Here is an 18,619-nt window from a genome sequence, read left to right as displayed (position 1 = left end):
TTTTTGTGCCCCTCTGAGCCGTACCATGATTGAAAATCTGCGCAACATCGCCATCATCGCCCACGTCGACCACGGCAAGACCACCCTGGTCGACTGCCTGCTGCAACAGTCCGGCACCCTGGACCGCCGCAGCGAAGGCGCCGAGCGCGTCATGGATTCCAACGACCAGGAGAAAGAGCGCGGGATTACCATCCTGGCGAAGAACACCGCGATCAAGTGGGGCGACTACCGCATCAACATCGTCGACACCCCCGGACACGCCGACTTCGGCGGCGAGGTGGAGCGCGTGCTGTCCATGGTGGATTCGGTGCTGCTGCTGGTGGACGCGGTGGACGGCCCCATGCCGCAGACGCGATTCGTGACCCAGAAGGCCTTCGAGCAGGGTCTCAACCCGATCGTCGTCATCAACAAGGTGGACCGCCCCGGCGCGCGCCCGCACTGGGTGATGGACCAGGTGTTCGACCTGTTCGACAGCCTCGGCGCCACCGAGGAGCAGCTCGACTTCCCGGTGATCTACGCCTCCGCCCTGAACGGCATCGCCGGCCTGGACGATGCGGACATGGCCGAGGACATGACCCCGCTGTTCCAGATGATTGTGGACAAGGTATCGCCGCCGGACGTGGACCGCGACGCCCCCTTCCAGATGCAGATTTCCGCCCTCGACTACTCCAGCTACGTGGGCGTGATCGGCGTCGGCCGCATCACCCGAGGCACGCTGAAGCCGAACCAGCAGGTGGTGGTGATCGACCGCGAGGGCGCCAAGCGCAAGGCGCGCATCCTGCAGGTCATGGGCTACATGGGCCTGGAGCGCGCCGAGGTGGAGCTGGCCAGCGCCGGCGACATCGTGTGCATCACCGGGGTCGGCGAGCTGAACATCTCCGACACCCTGTGCGACCCGGACAACCCCGAGGCCCTGCCCGCGCTGACCGTGGACGAGCCCACCGTCAGCATGACCTTCCAGGTTAACGATTCGCCCTTCGCCGGCAAGGAGGGCAAGTTCGTCACCTCGCGCAACATCAAGGAGCGCCTGGAGCAGGAGCTGATCCACAACGTCGCCCTGCGCGTGGAGCCGGGCGACTCGCCGGAGAAGTTCAAGGTCTCCGGCCGCGGCGAGTTGCACCTGTCGGTACTCATCGAGAACATGCGCCGCGAGGGCTTCGAGCTCGGCGTGTCGCGCCCCGAGGTGGTCCAGAAGGAAGTCGACGGCGAGATCCACGAGCCCTACGAGCAGGTGGTGATCGACGTCGAGGAACAGCACCAGGGCGCGGTGATGGAAGAGCTCGGCCTGCGCAAGGCGGACCTCACCAACATGGAGCCGGACGGCAAGGGCCGCGTGCGCCTGACCTTCGTCGTGCCCTCGCGCGGCATGATCGGCTTCCGCTCCCAGTTCCTCACCATGACCAGCGGCTCCGGCATCATGACCAGCATCTTCGACCACTACGGCCCGGTGAAGATGGGCGAGGTGGGCAAGCGTACCAACGGCGTGCTGGTGTCCATGGTCAAGGGCAAGACCCTGGCCTACGCCCTGTTCACCCTGCAGGACCGCGGCCGCCTGTTCCTGGGTCACGGCGAAGAGGTCTACGAGGGCCAGATCGTCGGCATTCACTCGCGCGCCAACGACCTCGTGGTCAACCCGACCAAGGCCAAGCAGCTGACCAACATCCGCGCCGCCGGCACCGACGAAGCGCTGACCCTGACCCCGCCGATCCGCCACACACTGGAGCAGGCGCTGGAATTCATCGAGGACGACGAACTGGTCGAGGTCACCCCGCAGAGCATCCGCCTGCGCAAGAAGCTGCTGCAGGAACACGAGCGCAAGCGCGCCAGCCGCTCGTAACACCGCCGTGAAGGCGCTGCTGCAGCGGGTCACCGGGGCGCGGGTCGAGGTCGACGGCGAGTCCGTCGGCGCTATCGACACCGGCCTGCTGGTGCTGCTGGGGCTGGACAAGGACGACGACGAGGCCGGCGCCGCGCGGCTGCTGGACAAGCTGCTCGCCTACCGCGTCTTCCCCGACGACAGCGGCCGCATGAACCGCTCGGTGGCGGACATCGGCGGCGGCGTGCTGCTGGTCTCCCAGTTCACCCTCTCCGCCGATACCGCGAAGGGCCTGCGCCCGAGCTTCTCCTCGGCGATGCCGCCGGCCCAGGCCGAGGCACTGTACTCACGGATTTGCGAGATGCTGCGTGAACGCCACCCGGCGGTGGCCTTCGGTCGCTTCGGGGCGGATATGCAGGTGAGCCTGGTCAACGACGGGCCGGTGACCTTCCTGCTGGAGGTCTAGCGCCAGCTGTACCGCGGCCGCGCCATCCCGCGCTCAGCCGCCGCGGAAATACACCATCTCCAGGTGTGGAATCCCGTCCAGGTCGTAGGGCTCGCCCTCGGTGACGAAACCCAGCCCGCCGTAGAAGCGCTCCAGGTGTGCCTGGGCGTGGATGCGTATGTTGGACTCTGGCCAGGTGGCCAGGTTGTGGGCGATACCGCGCTCGACCAGCTCGGTGCCGAGGCCGGTGCCGCGCGCGGCCTGGTCGACGACGATGCGCCCCAGGGTGCTCTCCACCTCCTGCAGCCCCGGCGGCAGGCAGCGCTGGTAAGCGAGCAGTTGCTCACCGTCCAGCACCAGCATGTGCACCGCGGCCTGGTCGAGGTCGTCGAGGTCCAGGTAGATGCTGGTCTGCTCCACCGCGAACACCACCTGGCGCAGGCGCAGCGCGGCGTACAGCGCGCGGTTGTCCAGTTCCTCGAAGTTCGCGGTGATCCAGCGTACGGACATGCGAATTTGATCCTTCTATGGCCATTTAGCGGGTGCTCCCGCCGTGGAGAAGTTGCTACTATAGGCGGCATCTGTGCGGGCGCACAGCTCGCGGATAAAAATTCTGCAGCGCTAGCGACGGCTGCCCACCAACAGGATACTCCGATGCTGGCAAACGCCGAGGTAGCACGGGACTTTCTGGTCCTGGGTCAGCACTACAAGGAGCTGGTCGCCTCCCTGCTCGCATCCCTGGAAATGCCCGCCACCCCGTTGCAGGTGGCGCCCACCAAACGCGGCAATTTCCCGGGCTTTGACCCCAGCCAGATCTACCTGATCGAGCAGGGCAGCCTGGCGGTGCGCTACCACGACCGCACCCTGTACCTGCTGGAGGAGGGCGACCTGCTGCTGCCGGACATCGCCGGCGGGCGCGAGGAGGCGGCCATGGTGCAGTACTCCAGCGATATCGGCGCCACCCTGAACGCTTACCCCGCGCTGGAGTTCATGCACCGGGTGTATCGCGACCCGGCCGCCACCCGGCAGTGGACGCGCATCCTGGTCACCTATGCGGGACTGGCCCTGCGCGTGGCGGCGGCGCACACGCCGGCGGACGCGGAGACCACGCCGGGCTTCGAGCTCTACGAGGCGGGGCAGGACATCATCCGCCAGGGCGAGTATGGCGACTACGTCTTCCACATGTCCTCGGGCACCGCGGAAGTGCTGGTCGACTCGGTGGTGGTGGGGCGTATCGGCCAGGGGGAGATATTTGGTGCCATGGCCGCCTTGACCCACGCCGAGCGCAGTGCCACTGTGCGCGCCAAGACCACCTGCTCGGTGGCGAAGGTACCCAAGGAGCAGTTCACCGAACTGATCAAGCGCAACCCCGCCACCATTCACAGCCTGCTGGTCGACATGGCCAACGCCATCGTCAACCTCAACCAGCAGCTGGTCAGCCTGCGCAAATGAGGTTTTGAGAAGCCCGCGCCGCCCCGGCGGCCGGGGTTACAAGCGGTTATAGGACAACCATGACAGACATCGTACAGATCGACGACGACGGGATCGAACAGGTCTCGCTCAAGCAATACACCGAGAAAGCCTACCTGGACTACTCCATGTACGTGATTCTCGACCGTGCCCTGCCCAACATCGGCGACGGGCTGAAACCGGTGCAGCGGCGCATCGTCTACGCCATGAGCGAGCTGGGCCTGAAATCCAGCGCCAAGTTCAAGAAGTCCGCGCGCACCGTGGGCGACGTGATCGGCAAGTTCCATCCCCACGGCGACAGCGCGGCCTACGAGGCCATGGTGCTGATGGCCCAGGACTTCAGCTACCGCTACCCGCTGGTGGACGGCCAGGGCAACTGGGGCTCGCCGGACGATCCCAAGTCCTTCGCCGCCATGCGCTACACCGAGTCGCGCCTGACCCCTTACGCCGAGATCCTGCTCTCCGAGCTGGGCCAGGGCACGGTGGACTGGGTGCCCAACTTCGATGGCACCATGGACGAGCCATCGGTGCTGCCGGCGCGGGTGCCCAACGTGCTGCTCAACGGCACCACCGGCATCGCCGTGGGCATGGCCACGGACATCCCGCCGCACAACCTGCGCGAAGTGGTCACCGCCGCCATCCGCCTGCTGGAGGCGCCGAAAACCACGGTCGCCGAGCTGTGCGAACACGTGCAGGGGCCGGACTACCCCACCGAGGCGGAGATCATCACGCCGCGCGAGGACATCCGCACCATGTACGAGACCGGCCGCGGCGCGCTCAAGATGCGCGCCGTGTGGGACCGCGAGGGCGGCGACGTGGTGGTGCGCGCGCTGCCCTACCAGGTCTCCGGCTCGCGGGTACTGGAGCAGATCGCCCAGCAGATGCAGGCCAAGAAGCTGCCCATGGTGGCCGACCTGCGCGACGAGTCCGACCACGAGAACCCCACCCGCCTGGTCATCGTGCCGCGCTCCAACCGCGTGGACCTCGACGCGCTGATGAGCCACCTGTTCGCTACCACCGACCTGGAACGCAGCTACCGGGTCAACCTGAACATGATCGGCATCGACGGCCGCCCCGGCGTGAAAGGGCTGGGCCGCATCCTCGGCGAGTGGCTGCAGTTCCGCAAGGAGACCACCCGCCGGCGCCTGCAGTACCGCCTGGAGCGGGTCGAGCGGCGCCTGCACATCCTCGAGGGCTACCTCGTCGCCTACCTGAATATCGACGAGGTGATCCACATCATCCGCACCGAGGACAAGCCCAAGCCGGCGCTGATGCAGCGCTTCAGTATCTCGGATATCCAGGCCGAGGCGATCCTCGAACTGAAACTGCGCAACCTGGCCAAGCTCGAGGAGATGAAAATCCGCGGCGAGCAGGACGAACTGGCCGCCGAGCGCGACAGCCTGCAGCTGACCCTGGGTTCCGAGGCGCGCCTGAAGACCCTGATGAAGAAGGAACTGCTGGCGGCGGCGGAGGAATTTGGCGACGCGCGGCGCTCGCCCCTGGCCGAGCGCGAGGAGGCCCGCGCCTTCAGCGAACTGGAGCTGACCACCGCGGACCCGATCACCATCGTGCTCTCGGAAAAGGGCTGGATTCGCGCCGCCAAGGGCCACGACATCGACGCCGCGGCCCTCAGCTACAAGTCCGGCGACAGCTTCAAGCTGGCCGCCCCCGGGCGCAGCAACCAGCCGACCATCGTGCTGGATTCCACCGGCCGCGCGTACACGCTGGCCTCACACAACCTGCCCTCCGCCCGCGGCCAGGGCGAGCCTTTGACCGGGCGTATCAGCCCGCCCTCCGGTGCCACCTTCGAGGGCCTGCTCACCGGCACCGACGAGCGCCTGTACCTGCTCGCCTCGGACGCCGGTTACGGTTTTGTCGCCAAACTGGGCGACCTGCAGGCGAAGAATAAGTCGGGCAAGGCGGTGCTCAACCTGCCCAAGGGCGGCCGCGTGCTGCAGCCGGCGCCGGTACCCGAGGCGGCGGCGGAGGCCTGCGTGGCGGCGGTGAGCAACGAGGGACGCCTGCTGGTGTTCCCGCTGGCGGACCTGCCGCAGATGGCCCGAGGCAAGGGCAACAAGATCATCGGCATTCCCGCGGCGCGGGTGCTGTCGCGCGAGGAGTTCGTGATCGGCGTGCAGGTGCTGGCACCCACCGACGCCCTGGTGGTGTACGCCGGCAAGCGCCACCACCGCCTCAAGTTCGCCGACCTCGAGCACTACCGCGGCGAGCGCGGCCGGCGCGGCAACAAGCTGCCGCGCGGATTCCAGAAGGTGGATGCGATCGCCGTGGAGCGCTGAGCCCCGCATTCAGCGCCCGGGGGCCATCTCCCGTTGACGCTTGAGGATCAGCTGCAGCTGGCGCTCCAGCAGGTCGCCATAGGGTCCCGCGACAGCTTCGAGCATGGCGTAGTCCAACACTTCCGTGGCGTGGTGTTGCAGGCGCCCGTCGACGTCGGTGTCGGCGCACACCGCGGGTGAGAGCAGTATTTGCGGCGGCCGGCTGGCGCAGGCCTGTTGCAGTTCGTCCAGGGTGGACTGCATGTATAGCCCGGGGTAGATGTCCGCGCTGTCGCCGATACCCAGTTCGCTCAAGCCCACCGCCATGAAAAAGCGCAGCGACAGCGAGCGCGCGTCGTCCAGTTCGCGCGCCGCGGCGCGCACCAGCCAGGCACAGGACGCGGCGCGAAACGCCGCGCTGCCGCCCTTGCTCTCGCCGGTGAAGTACACCGCCAGTGCGAACTGCCGCGCCACCTGGATCTCGCCGCCGTAGAAGCCCGCCGCGGTGTATACCAGCCGGTGCAGGCGCTCGATGTAGCGGTGCAGGGATTGCTCGTCCAGGGTGTCCACGTAGTCGGCGAGGCTGTCCAGCTGCAGGTAGAGCACCGCGGTGTGGCTGTAGTGTTCCTCGCTGGCGGCGCGCTGGTCGCGGGTGCGCAGCAGGTCCATGGGCAGAGCATCGACCCGCTGCTGCAAATTGAGCAGTTCATTGCCGCTGGCCTGGCCCGGTGCCGCATCCTCCAGCGTCAGGCGGCGCGACAGGCCGCCCAGCCGCGCCCCCAGCACCCGGCCCAGCTGCATGCCGGCGCCGTATACCGCCAGGCTGAGCACCACCGCCAGGCCCAGCAGGCTGAGCACAAAGCGTCGTTGCGCCGCGCTGGCGGCATCGGTGCTCACCGTCACCCGCGCCTCGCCGGCGATATTCGCCTCCACGGTAATCGGCGCGCTGGCGGTGTACAGGTCCAGGCCCTCGGGCCGGCCGGCCTCGCCCAGCGGCTTGCCTTCGACATCGATGATGGCCACCTGCTCGGCGGCGGTGGTGTCGACGAAACGCTGGGCGGTGGCGCGCACGCTGAGCAGGTCGCCGGTCTCCAGCCCCAGGCCGACCTGCGCCGCCACCTGCCGCGCCAGGGCGCGACCGAAGTGGGCCTGCTGCTCGCGCAGCATGTGCCCGCTGGAAATCGCGGCGAGGGCCACCAGTGCCAGGCTGACCGCCAGGCAAAGGGCGGCGGCAGCCGTGGCAATCTGCTGGCTGAGCGGTGCGTGCTTGAATTGCTTCACGGGGCGTCTTCCGGCCGGATTTGCGCGCCAGTATAAACCACCCGCCGCGGCGCGGGGGCATGCCTCGGCGGCTGCGCGCGGCAGCCCGGCGGCGCTTGGACCGGCTCGTGCCCTGCGGGTAGAATAGCGGCCCTTTGCAACCACGGCCGCCGGGGAGCACCTTGAGCGACATACTGCTGATCAGCCTCTCCGGCGAGGACCACCCCGGCGTCACCGCCGGCATCGCCGCGATTCTCGCCGAGCAGGGCGTCAACGTGCTGGACATTGGCCAGGCGGTGATTCACGACACCCTGTCGCTGGGCATGCTGGTGGAGATTCCCGCGGGCTGCGACGCCGCGCCCTTGCGCGCGGCTGTGGAAGCCTGCGCGGCCGAGCTCGGCATGCGCGCGCGTATCTCGCAGGTGGACGAGCACAGCTACGCCGAGTGGGTCGGGGCGCAGGGCCGGCCGCGCTACATCATCACCCTGCTGGCGCGCAAGCTGAGCGCCGACCAGATCGCCCGGGTCACCCGCGTGGTGTCCGCGCACCAGCTCAACATCGACAGCATCACGCGCCTGTCCGGGCGCATTCCGCTGGGCGAACTGCCCGCCCAGTCCAAGGCCTGTGTCGAGTTCTCCGCCCGCGGCCCGCTGCCCGACGCCGCCGACTTCCGCCGCGAACTGCTCGAGGTCGCCTCGGAACTGGACATCGACCTCGCCTTCCAGCAGGACAACATGTACCGCCGCAACCGCCGCCTGGTGGCCTTCGACATGGACTCCACGCTGATCGAGGCCGAGGTCATCGACGAGCTGGCCAAGCGCGCCGGGGTCGGCGAGCAGGTCAGCGCGATCACCGAGCGCGCCATGCGCGGGGAACTGGATTTCAGCGAGAGCTTCCGCGCCCGGGTCGCCCTGCTCGAGGGCCTGGAGGAAACCGCCCTGGCGACGGTGGCCGGCGAGCTGAAGATCACCGAGGGCGCCGAGCACCTGATTTCCACCCTGCGCGCGCTGGGCTATCGCACCGCGATCCTCTCCGGCGGCTTCACCTACTTCGCGCGCTTCCTGCAGCAGCGCCTGGGCATCGACTACGTGTTCGCCAACGAGTTGGAGATCGAGCACGGGCGGGTGACTGGCCGGGTGACCGGCGACATCGTCGACGGCCAGCGCAAGGCGCAGCTGCTGCGCCGCCTGGCCGAGGCCGAGGGTATCGACCTGCAACAGGTGATCGCCGTCGGCGACGGCGCCAATGATCTGCCCATGCTGAGTATCGCCGGGCTGGGGGTGGCGTTTCGCGCCAAGCCGCTGGTCAAGCAGTCCGCGGAGCAGTCCATCTCCACTCTCGGGCTGGACGCGATTCTCTACCTGCTGGGGTTCAGCGACCGCTACCAGCGCGGGGCCTGACGCCGCGTTGCGGTTCCGACATAGCGAGTTACCGCGATTCAGAAATAGTCCGCGACCGCGGGCTCAGATATTGCTCCACACCGAATCGTAGGCGGATTTCGGCAGGCCGCTTTTTTCCTTGGACAGCACCTCGTCGATGTCCTGCATGTCGCGGAACTCGAACTGGGCGTAGCTGGCGGTGGCAGAGATCTGCCGGGTCAGGTGCACGTGGCGGGTTTCGCCGTGGCGGTACAGGGTCACCTTCATGCCCTCGCCAAAACCGGTGCGCGGCGTGACCAGGGTCGCCGGCTGCCCCACCAGCTTGATCTCCGGCAGCAACAGTGCGCGCTGCGGGTCGAGCTGGTCGCCCACCTTGCGCCGGCTCTGGGCGCCGCAGGCGGTGGCCTGGGGGCTGAGCAGTTCCAGTCCGGACAGGGTGCGCTGCGGGTCGACCCTGCTCACCCAGCGCAGCACGCCGATGGACCAGGGGCTGTTGGGGTTCTCCTGGATGCAGATGATATCGCCGGTACGCACCTCGTCGGGCAGGTTGTTGTCCCACTCGAGGCAGTAGCCGCCCGGGCTGGCGTTGATCTGGCGGGCGCGGAAGACCGGTACCTCGCGGTCTGTCGTGAGGGTCTTCTTTTCCTGTTTCTGTTTGCTGATGGCCTCGCGGGAGACCGCATCGACATCGATCTGGTGGGACAGCCGGGCCAGCGGGTCGTCGTCGCGGTCGTCGCGCAGGTAGTCCGAACCGGGGTTTGCCGCGCGCCAGACATCGCGCTGGCCGTGGTTCTTCAGCGTATCGCGGTAGTCGTCCTTCACCGAGAGCTGTGGCCGCTTGTCGTCGCCGTGAATGAGGCGTGCGAAATTGCGCTCGCCGGCGGCGTGGAAGTGCGCACCGGCGATACCGGGGGCGACCTGCACCGGACCTTCGACCATGACGCGCTTGAAGTTGCGCATGCTCATGGTGCCCAGTGCATCGACCAGGTGGCCGAGCATGTTCGAGGACAGTACCGTGCCGGTTTCCAGCTTGACCCCGCGGCGCTGGTTGGCCTCGTCGGCGCTGCGCAGTTCGCCCAGCAGGTGGATGAGCGGGCCGGTGTCGATGCTGCGCATGCCCGCGGAGCGGTTGTCGCCGTACAGGCTGCGGTAGATCGCGGGCTGGTCGCGGCCGAGGTCGACGGCGAACAGCCCCTGCAGCTCGTCCGGCTTGCCGATCTCCAGCTGGCCGCTCCACTGGCCCAGGGCCTGGTACACCGCCTCGAGGTCGGATTGGCGCAGCTGGTTGGGCTTGCTGCAGCCGAGCATCAGCGCCTGCAGGTAGGCGGCGACCACGCTGCCGGTGCCGCCCTCGCGTTCCGCCACCGGCAGCCGCGCCAGGTCCTGGTATTCGGCCAGGGCGTAGAGCTTGTGCAGGGTCAGCCAGCAACCCAGCGGCGCCGGCCGGTGCAGCTGGTAGGCGAGCAGGATGCGACGGCCGGTGTAGTGCACCGCGCGGTACAGGGATTCGCACAGCAGCCGGGCCGGGTTGGTCTCGCGCACGCTGTCCGGCTCCGCCAGGGTCTGGGTGGCGATGATGGCGTAGGCCAGCTGCAACTGGCGCAGCAGCGAATCGGTGCGGTCAGCCAGTTGCTGCGGGCCGGCGGGCATGACCAGCGGCTGGTTGAGGAAGCGCCGGGTCAGGTTGGTCAGGGTGACACGCAGGTGTTCGGACAGCGCATCCAGCACCTGGAACCGGCGTTCCGGGCGGGTCGGGAAATGGTTGAGGTCGCCGATGGCGTCCAGCAGGCGGTGGGAAACGTCGCGAATATTGGTGACCGGCAGTTGTGCCGCCCACGCGCGGGCCGCATCCTCCCGCAGCGGGAAGTGCTCGTATTCCAGCGCTTCCTGCGCCGGTAATGTGAGGTTGAATAGAGTATCCATACTCATCGGCACGGTTTCCCCTATACCTTTATATTTGTGGGGGCAAGAGTAGCTTAAATCGCCCCGGATGCCCACGGTTGTGCCCTCCCAACCGCGCCGGCTCTGGGGTATCATAGCCGCCTTTTTCAGATCGGACGGAAATACCATGGCGACCTTTTCCACCAACGAGTTCCGCCCGGGCCTCAAGGTCATGCTCGACGGCGAACCCTGCAGCATTCTCGAGAACGAGTTCGTCAAGCCGGGCAAGGGCCAGGCATTCAACCGGGTCAAGCTGCGCAACCTGAACTCGGGCCGGGTCTGGGAGCGCACCTTCAAGTCCGGCGAATCCCTCGAGGGCGCCGACGTGATGGACCGCGACATGCAGTACCTGTACACCGACGGCGAGTTCTGGCACTTCATGGAACCGGACACCTTCGAGCAGTTCCAGGCCGATGCCAAGGCAGTGGGTGACTCCCACCTGTGGCTCAAGGAACAGGACGAGTGTGTGGTCACCCTGTACAACGGCAGCCCGTTGTCCGTGACCCCGCCGAACTTCGTCGAGCTGGAAATCGTCGAAACCGACCCCGGCCTCAAGGGCGATACCGCCCAGGGCGGCAACAAGCCCGCCAAGCTGAGCACCGGCGCCGTGGTCAAGGTGCCGCTGTTCATCAGCCAGGGCGAGGTGATCCGCGTCGACACGCGTTCCGGCGAATACCAGAACCGCGTCAGCAAATAGGCGTATCCCGCGCAGGTCCCATGGACTGGCAGCCCTCAGCCAGCCTCGAGGCCCTGCGTCAGCGGGCCGCGCTGCTGCAACGCACCCGCTATTTTTTCGCCCGCCGCGGCGTACTGGAAGTGGAGACGCCGCTGCTGTGCAGCGCCGGCGTCTCCGACCCGGCCATCGAGAACCTGGCGGTGGAGCGCGGTACTTCCCTGGCCCGTCCGCGCTACCTGCAAAGCTCCCCCGAATATGCGATGAAGCGCCTGCTGGCGGCGGGCTCCGGCCCCATCTACCAGCTGGCGCGTGCGTTTCGCGACGGCGAGGCCGGCGCGCGCCACAACCCGGAGTTCTCCCTGCTCGAGTGGTACCGCCCGGGCTTTGACCTGGGGCAGTTGATGGCCGAGGTCGCCGAGCTGGTGCTCGAGTTTGTTGGCGAGCGGCCGGTCGAGTACATCGCCTACCGCGACCTGTTCCTGCGCGAACTCGATCTCGACCCGCTGCTGGCGCCGCCCGCAGCGCTGGAGGCGCGCGCTCGCGCTGCGCTGGATGTCGGCGACCTCGCCGGGAACCGCGACCTGTGGCTGGACCTGCTGATGAGCCACCTGGTGGAGCCGGCGCTGGCCGGCCGCGGCCTGTGTTTCGTCTATGACTATCCCGCCAGCCAGGCGGCGCTGGCGCGGCTGGAAACCCGCGGTGAGGTGAGTGTGGCGCGGCGTTTCGAGCTGTACGTGGACGGCGTGGAACTGGCCAACGGCTACCACGAACTCACCGACGCCGCCGAGCAGCGCCGTCGCTTCGCCGCCGACAACGCGCGGCGCGCGCAGCACGGCCAGCCCCTGCGCGAGGCGGATGACTACCTGCTGGCGGCGCTGGCCAGCGCGGACGGTTTACCGGATTGCTGCGGGGTAGCCCTGGGTTTCGACCGGCTGCTCATGCTGGCCAGCGGCATCAATGATATCCGCCAGACCCTCGCCTTCGACTGGTCGCGCTGCTAGTTCGGGTTGCTGGTCCGGGTTTGCCCGGCGCAACCATTCCTTAATACCCGCGAATACTACCGCCCTCGGCGCCGGAGGACTGTGCCGTGGCGTGGGCCGTGTCGTAGCTCGCCGGCTTCAGGGCGAAGTGCAGGAAGCCGTAGGTCATGGCGATCAGCGGACACAGCAGGTTGAAGAACGCGTAGGGCGCATAGCTGAAGGTGGCCACACCGAGGGTCGCGGACATGTAGGCGCCGCAGGTGTTCCAGGGAATCAGCGCCGAGCTCAGGGTAGCGGAATCCTCCAGCGTGCGCGAGAGGTTCAGCCGCGATAACTCGTGCGCGCCGTAGGCATCGCGGTACATGCGCCCGGGCAGTGCCACGGCGATGTACTGGTCCGCGGCGAGTACGTTGGTGCCGATACAGGTCAGCACCGTGGTGACGATCAGCGAACCGACACTGCGCACCCGGCGCAGGGCCAGTTGCAGCAGGTAGCCGAGAATCCCGGTGCGCTCCAGCACCCCGCCGAAGCCCAGGGCACAGAGGATCAGCCAGACCGTGTTGAGCATGCTGCTCATGCCGCCCTTGCTCAGCAGGGCGTCGAGGAACTCATTGCCGCTGCTCGAAACATACCCGCTGGCCAGCGCGAGCCACACACCCTTGAGCAGGCCGAAACCGCGGCCGATGTCCTGGGTATCGCCGGCCAGCGCCAGCACCTGGTCCGGCTGGAACAGCAGCGCGAACAACGCGCCGACCAGGGAGCTGATGATGATCGCCGGGTAGGCCGGGTAGCGCTTGTAAACCAGGAACAGCATCAGCGCCAGGGGCAGCAGCAGGTGGATGCCGATGCTGAATTGCCCGGCGATAGCCTCCTGCAGGGCCGCGATCTCCGCCGGCGTGGGCGCCGAGGCGCTGCCGATGGCGGCGAAGATCACCAGGGCGATGATGAAGCTGGGCAGCGTGGTCCACAGCATGTGGCGGATGTGGTCGAACAGGTCCACGCCGGTGACCGCCGCGGACAGGTTGGTGGTGTCCGACATCGGCGAGAGCTTGTCGCCGAAATAGGCGCCGGAAACGATCGCCCCCGCAGTGATCGCCGGCGACAGGTTGAAACTGCCGGCAATACCCATCAGCCCGATACCCAGCGTGCCCGCCACCGTCCATGAACTGCCGATACTGATCGACACGATGGCGCAGATCAGCGCGCTGGCGGCGTAGAAAAAGCGTGGGTTCAGCACCTCGACGCCGTAGTAGATCATCGCCGGCACCGTGCCGCTGAGAATCCAGGTGCCGATCAGCATGCCCACCGCGAGCAGGATCAAGGTCGGGCCGAGACCCACGCTGATACCGTGGATGATGCCCTCCTGTGCCTCGTGCCAGCCCATGCCGGCACTGCGCGCGACCAGCGCCGCGGCGCAGGTGGCCAGCACCAGCGCGATCTGGTTGGCGCCGTAGGAGGAGTCCGCGCCGAACAGGTAGACCGATGCACCGAGCATCATTACCAGCAGGATGATGGGCGTCAGAGCCAGAAGCGGGGAGAGCTGCTTGGGGGGCGGGGGATCCTGGGTCACTCGGGTACTGCCGGCGCGCTGCCGGTCCAGGTGGATAAAAATCCAGAATGCCCGATTTTCCGGCACTGGTACAGAGCGGGGGATATAATGGCGCACCGATGCCCACGCCCGCGCCCGCCCAGCCCGATCTCGCGCCCCACTACTACCGGGACAACTTCTTTCGCCTGCTGGATACCGTGGAGGCGCAGTACGCCGACCTGTTGCACGCCGACGAACAGGCCTTTATCCAGCGCCTGCGCGCCGCCGGCTTTCACGCCCAGTGCCTCTACGCGCGCCTCGTCTCCCGCGTCGGCCCCTGGTTCCGCGAGGCGAAACTCGACTACGCCGAACTCGGCGACTGCGCCCCGCTGCTCGACGAACTGCTCGGCGGCGACCTCGCCGTCGCCGCCGACGCCCTGGCCCTCGAGGACCTCGCCCGCTTGTGTACCCGCGCCGAACTCGCCGCGCTGTTCGACACCAGCGCCACGCGCAAGGCGGACCTGCTCTTGGAGATCGCCGCCACCGATCCCGACCCACAGCAACTGTGCGCCGCACTGCTCGCCGCCGACCGCGCGCGCATCGTCGCCCCGGCCCACCCCGACACCGTCGCCCTGCTGCAACTGCTGTTCTTCGGCAACCGCCGCCAGAGCCTCACCGACTTCGTGCTCAGCGACCTCGGCGTCGCCCGTTACTACCCCTACCCCCTGGATCGCGCCCGCCGCCTCTTCCCCTGCCGCGAAGCCGTCGACGAATACCTCGAGTTCGCCGCACTCGCGGACCTCTGGTACGCACTCCAGGACACCGCGAACGCCACCTCCCGGTCCACCAGAATGTCCGCAGCCGCCACCACCACGGCGACCGGCAACGAGACCCAGCGCAGCAGCCCGCCCGATTCATCCTCCAGCACCGAAAACGAAGCCCAACACAGCCACTCGCCCGATTCATCCTCCATCACCGGAAGCGAAGCCCAACACGGCAGCTCGCTAGATTCATCCTCCACCACCGAAAACGAGGACTGGCGCAACACTGCCCCCATTCAGGGACGTGCGAGGCCATGGATGGCCGAGCCCGAGCCTGCCATGGATGGCGCTGTTTGGCGGTCCCGGAATGGGGGCAGTGTTGTGCCGGGCCGGGCAGCTGGGCCGGACCCCAATCACCCCGCGACCGCGCCGGTGTCGGATAGCTCTGTGCCCGGGTACGTAGTGGATCAGCCGGCATTGGCTGCAGAGGTGCGAGAGATCGGGGATGTGGCTGCCCGCGACCGGCAAATCGCCTCCCGGGGACCGCCAAAAAGCGCCATCCATGGCAGGCTCGGGCTCGGCCATCCATGGCCTCGCACGCCCCCGGGAGGCGATCTGCCGGTCACGGACTGCCAGAGCGCTCCGGCGTATCTCGCGTTGGAGTTGCTGGCCTTGCCGGCGCGGTTCCCGACGTCGCGGCGACGGCGGGATCGGTTGTGCAACAGTGTGGCGCGGCAGCTCGAGCGCGAGGGGGAGCTGGAGCTGGCGCTGGCCCTGTACTGCGACAGCGGTACGCATCCGGCGCGGGAGCGGGCGGCGCGGGTGCTGGAGAACCTGGGGGAGGAGCGGGCGGCGCTGGAGGCGGCGCAGGAGGCGTTGGCTGATCCGTGGTGCGAGGAAGAGCGCGATGCGATGGGGCGGATCGCGACGCGGTTGGCGCGCAAGCTCGGTGTGCCGGGGTACAAGCGGCGGCGCGATGATTTCGCGATGCTGGATCTGCAGGTGCCGCGGGTGGAGCGGGGTGTGGAAAGGGCGGCGGCGCAGTGTCTGGTTGGGGAGTGGCGTGCGGTTTATTACGTCGAGAACCAGTTGATGAATGCCCTGTTCGGGCTGGCGTTCTGGGAGGAGATCTTCGCGCCGGTGGCCGGCGCGTTCACCAACCCGTTCCAGTCGGCGCCTGCGGATATGTACGAGGCGGGTTTTCGCGAGGCGCGGAGCGAGTTGCTGGAGGCGCGCTTTGCGCAACTGGCTGGCGCGGATCTCGGTGAGGTACTGCCGCGCGCGCACGCGGCGTACTGCGACTACCAGTGTCGCTGGGTGAACTGGCGGGCAGTGGATGCGCAGTTGGTTGCTGCGGCTGCCGCGATAATTCCGGCGCAGCACCTGCTGGCGATCTGGCGGCGCATGCTGTTCGACCCGCGCGAGAATCGCCGGGGTTTCCCGGACCTTCTGGCCCTGGGCGAAGCGCCCGGCGACTATCGCATGATCGAGGTGAAAGGGCCGGGGGATACGCTGCAGGAATCGCAAAAGCGCTGGTTGCGCTATTTCGACGAGCAGAGTATTCCCGCCGCGGTGGCCCGGGTGAGCTGGTGCGATGAGTGAGTTTCGCATCGGCGTGCGCGACCTCGCCGCGTTCTGCCATCGCAGCGGCGATATCGACCACCGCTTCACTCCGTCGCCCACCGGCGAGCAGGGCGTGGAGGGGCACCAGCGGATCTACCGACGCCGGCCGGCGAGTTACCGGCGCGAGTACGCGGTGAGCCTGCGCCACAGCTTCGAGGGAGTCGAGCTGCTGCTGCAGGGCCGTGCTGACGGCTACGACCCGGAGCAGGGGCTGGTGGAGGAGATCAAAACCTGCCGGGTGGAGGCCGCGAGCATTCCCGCGCATGTCAGCCAGTTGCACCTGGCGCAGGCGCGGCTGTACGCGGCGATCATCGCCGCCGACGCCGAAGCGCCTGAACTGACGGTGCGCCTGACCTGGCTGAATATCGACAGCGACGAGGAAGCACAGCTGGAGCAGCGCTACAGCGCGGCGGAACTCGCCGATTTTCTCGAGCTGACCCTGCAGCGGTTTTCCACCTGGCTGCACACCCTGGATACCCTGCGCCGGCAGCGCGATGAGTCGTTGGCGACGCTGGCCTTTCCCCACGGCGAGTTCCGTCCCGGCCAGCGCGACATCGCCGAGCTCACCTATAAATGCATAGACCGCGGCGGCCAGCTGCTGGTGGAGGCGCCCACCGGCATCGGCAAGACCGCCGCGGTGCTCTACCCGGCACTTAAAGCGCTGGGGCGCGGCAAGCACGATGCGCTGGTGTTCGTCACCTTCCGCACGGTGGGGCGGCGCGCGGCGCAGGATTGCCTGCATTACATGCGCGAGCACGGCCTGGCGGCGGGCAGCCTGAGCCTCACCGCGAAAGAGGCGATCTGCCTTTCGCCGGGCAGCGCCTGCCACGGCGATGACTGTCCCTTCGCCCGCGGCTATTACGATCGCCTGCCGGCGGCGCTGCAAGAGGCGGTAGGTAGCGGCGTGTTGGACAGCGAGCGCATGCGCGCGATCGGCGAGAGCCACCAGGTCTGCCCTTACCAGCTCGCCGAGGACCTGCTGCCGTGGATGGATATCGTGGTGGCCGATGCGCACTACGTGTACAGCCTCAACGCCGGTGTCGGCCAACGCTTCGCCGCCGATGGCCGCCGCTGGAGCGCGCTGGTGGACGAGGCCCACAACCTGCCCGAGCGCGCTCGCGACATGTACAGCGCGCGGCTGCTCAAGGCGGACCTGATGCGCGCCAGGCGCACCGCGCCGGCGGCACTCAAGCGCCCGCTGGACGCGCTGAACCGGGCCATGCTGGCGCTGGGCAAGGAACAGTGGGCGCAGCCGGACTGGGACAGCCGCGAGCAACTGCCCGAGCGCCTGCTCAACAGCATGGGGGATTTCGTCGCGGCGGTGGGGGCGGCGCTGGCCGATGACGCGCGTTTCGCGCCGCGCAACCCGGAGCCGATGGAATTCTTCTTTGCGGTGCTGCAGTGGCTGCGGGTGGCAGAGCAGTGGGACGTGGACTACCGCTTTGAGCTGGCGCGCGGGGAGGGTTCCCAGGGGCTGGCCCTGACCCTCAACTGCCTGTCGCCTGCGCGCCTGCTGGCCGCCGCCCACACCCGCAGCCACGCCCTGGTCGCCTTTTCCGCCACGCTCTCGCCGCAGCACTGGACCCGCGAGGCGCTCGGCCTGGACCCGTCGGCGGTGTCCCGGCGCCTGGATTCGCCGTTCGCGGCGCAGCAATTGAAGGTCGAGGTGGAGACCGGCATCGATACCCGCTACCAGCAGCGCGCCGCCAGCCTGCCGGCGCTGGCGGCGCGTATCCTCGCCTGGTGGCGCGATGTGCCGGGCAACTGCATCGTCTATTTCCCCGCCTACCGCTACCTGCTCGACTGCCTGGCGCAGATGCGCGTCGCCGACCCGGCGCTGGCCGGGCGCCACCTGTGGCAGCAGACCCCGGGCCAGTCCGCGGCGGACCGCCAGGCGTTGTTCGAGCTGTTCGACGAGCGCCGCGATGTCGCCGCCCTGTGTATCCTCGGCGGGGTGTACGGCGAGGGCATCGACCTGCCGGGGGAGCTGCTCTCCAGCGTGGTCATCGTCGGTGTCGGCCTGCCCCAGGTCGGGCGCGAGCGGGAGCAGCTGCGCGCCTGGTACGAGGCGCGCGGGGAGGACGGCTTCGACTTCGCCTACCGCTACCCGGGCATGCAGCGGGTGGCCCAGGCGCTGGGCCGCGTGGTGCGCGATAGCAGCGACCACGGCCGCGCGCTGCTGGTGGATCCGCGTTACGGGCAGGCCGAGTGGCGCGCCCTGCTGCCGCCCTGGTGGGAGTATTCAGCGCCTCCGTACTAGACAAACCATCATGTTTGTTTTTATAGAAAACGAGCCCCGTTTGGGGTACAGTTGCCGCCGTTTTGGCCATCCGGGCCATTCAGCCGGTGAATCCCCGGCATCATTCCTGCATACAGTTGGCTATGCTAGAGTAGCGCGCTGCCCGTCGGGAACACACCGGAATACGGACGGCGTGGTACTAAAAATAAGGGCGCCCCAGGGTGC

13 protein-coding genes are annotated in these 18,619 nt (G+C 67.9%); 9 read left to right on the top strand and 4 right to left on the bottom strand.

Annotated features, from left to right (window positions below; all coding sequences use genetic code 11):
* The first annotated feature begins 25 nt into the window (after positions 1–25).
* Together typA and dtd are read left to right on the top strand one after the other, a co-directional pair.
* A complete protein-coding gene (gene typA, locus E4634_RS13895; RefSeq protein ID WP_135444891.1) occupies positions 26–1,837 on the top strand; it encodes a translational GTPase TypA in 1,812 nt (603 codons plus the stop codon).
* Between the two features lie 7 nt (positions 1,838–1,844).
* Entirely contained in the window at positions 1,845–2,282 is a 438-nt protein-coding gene (gene dtd, locus E4634_RS13890) for a D-aminoacyl-tRNA deacylase (RefSeq protein WP_135444889.1), read from the top strand.
* A gap of 33 nt (positions 2,283–2,315) precedes the next feature.
* Here the strand turns inward: dtd and E4634_RS13885 are convergent, their stop codons facing one another.
* Positions 2,316–2,771, bottom strand: coding sequence for a GNAT family N-acetyltransferase (locus tag E4634_RS13885; RefSeq protein ID WP_135444887.1), 456 nt, complete (start codon positions 2,769–2,771; stop codon positions 2,316–2,318).
* 144 nt (positions 2,772–2,915) lie between these two features.
* Between E4634_RS13885 and E4634_RS13880 the strand changes: the two genes are divergently transcribed.
* Together E4634_RS13880 and parC are read left to right on the top strand one after the other, a co-directional pair.
* On the top strand, positions 2,916–3,713 hold the full coding sequence (locus tag E4634_RS13880) for a cyclic nucleotide-binding domain-containing protein (protein ID WP_135444885.1): 798 nt from the start codon (positions 2,916–2,918) through the stop codon (positions 3,711–3,713).
* A 59-nt stretch (positions 3,714–3,772) separates the two neighbouring features.
* Positions 3,773–6,028: a DNA topoisomerase IV subunit A gene (gene parC, locus E4634_RS13875; protein ID WP_135444883.1), complete on the top strand. Its 2,256-nt coding sequence runs from the start codon at positions 3,773–3,775 to the stop codon at positions 6,026–6,028.
* Between the two features lie 9 nt (positions 6,029–6,037).
* Here the strand turns inward: parC and E4634_RS13870 are convergent, their stop codons facing one another.
* The gene (locus E4634_RS13870) at positions 6,038–7,288 is read right to left on the bottom strand and encodes a hypothetical protein (protein WP_135444881.1); all 1,251 of its coding nucleotides are present in this window, start codon (positions 7,286–7,288) and stop codon (positions 6,038–6,040) included.
* Between the two features lie 161 nt (positions 7,289–7,449).
* On the opposite strand from E4634_RS13870, the gene serB reads away from it, so the two are divergent.
* Positions 7,450–8,667, top strand: a complete 1,218-nt coding sequence (serB, locus tag E4634_RS13865) for a phosphoserine phosphatase SerB (RefSeq protein ID WP_135444879.1) — start codon at positions 7,450–7,452, stop codon at positions 8,665–8,667.
* Positions 8,668–8,730: 63 nt separating this feature from the next.
* On the opposite strand, the gene E4634_RS13860 is transcribed toward serB, so the two are convergent.
* On the bottom strand, positions 8,731–10,575 hold the full coding sequence (locus E4634_RS13860) for a cyclic-di-GMP receptor FimW-related protein (protein WP_135444878.1): 1,845 nt from the start codon (positions 10,573–10,575) through the stop codon (positions 8,731–8,733).
* A gap of 139 nt (positions 10,576–10,714) precedes the next feature.
* Between E4634_RS13860 and efp the strand changes: the two genes are divergently transcribed.
* Both efp and epmA read left to right on the top strand, forming a co-directional pair.
* Entirely contained in the window at positions 10,715–11,284 is a 570-nt protein-coding gene (gene efp / locus E4634_RS13855; protein ID WP_135444876.1) for an elongation factor P, read from the top strand.
* 20 nt (positions 11,285–11,304) lie between these two features.
* Entirely contained in the window at positions 11,305–12,264 is a 960-nt protein-coding gene (epmA, locus tag E4634_RS13850) for an EF-P lysine aminoacylase EpmA (RefSeq protein WP_135444874.1), read from the top strand.
* 40 nt (positions 12,265–12,304) lie between these two features.
* Here the strand turns inward: epmA and nhaC are convergent, their stop codons facing one another.
* Positions 12,305–13,813 (bottom strand): Na+/H+ antiporter NhaC, encoded by a 1,509-nt coding sequence (gene nhaC, locus E4634_RS13845; protein WP_276606630.1) that lies wholly within the window; start codon positions 13,811–13,813, stop codon positions 12,305–12,307.
* A 47-nt stretch (positions 13,814–13,860) separates the two neighbouring features.
* Here nhaC and E4634_RS21510 point away from each other — a divergent pair, with 47 nt between their 5' ends.
* Positions 13,861–16,134 carry a VRR-NUC domain-containing protein gene (locus E4634_RS21510; RefSeq protein ID WP_167854923.1) on the top strand — a complete coding sequence of 758 codons (2,274 nt, stop codon included), beginning with the start codon at positions 13,861–13,863 and terminating at the stop codon, positions 16,132–16,134.
* Positions 16,127–18,415 (top strand): ATP-dependent DNA helicase, encoded by a 2,289-nt coding sequence (locus E4634_RS13830; protein WP_135444869.1) that lies wholly within the window; start codon positions 16,127–16,129, stop codon positions 18,413–18,415. The genes E4634_RS21510 and E4634_RS13830 overlap by 8 nt, the downstream gene beginning before the upstream one ends.
* Positions 18,416–18,619 lie beyond the last annotated feature (204 nt).

Source organism: Mangrovimicrobium sediminis (genome assembly GCF_004745945.1).
GTDB lineage: Bacteria > Pseudomonadota > Gammaproteobacteria > Pseudomonadales > Halieaceae > Mangrovimicrobium > Mangrovimicrobium sediminis.
This window is presented reverse-complemented; position numbering and strand designations above follow the sequence as displayed.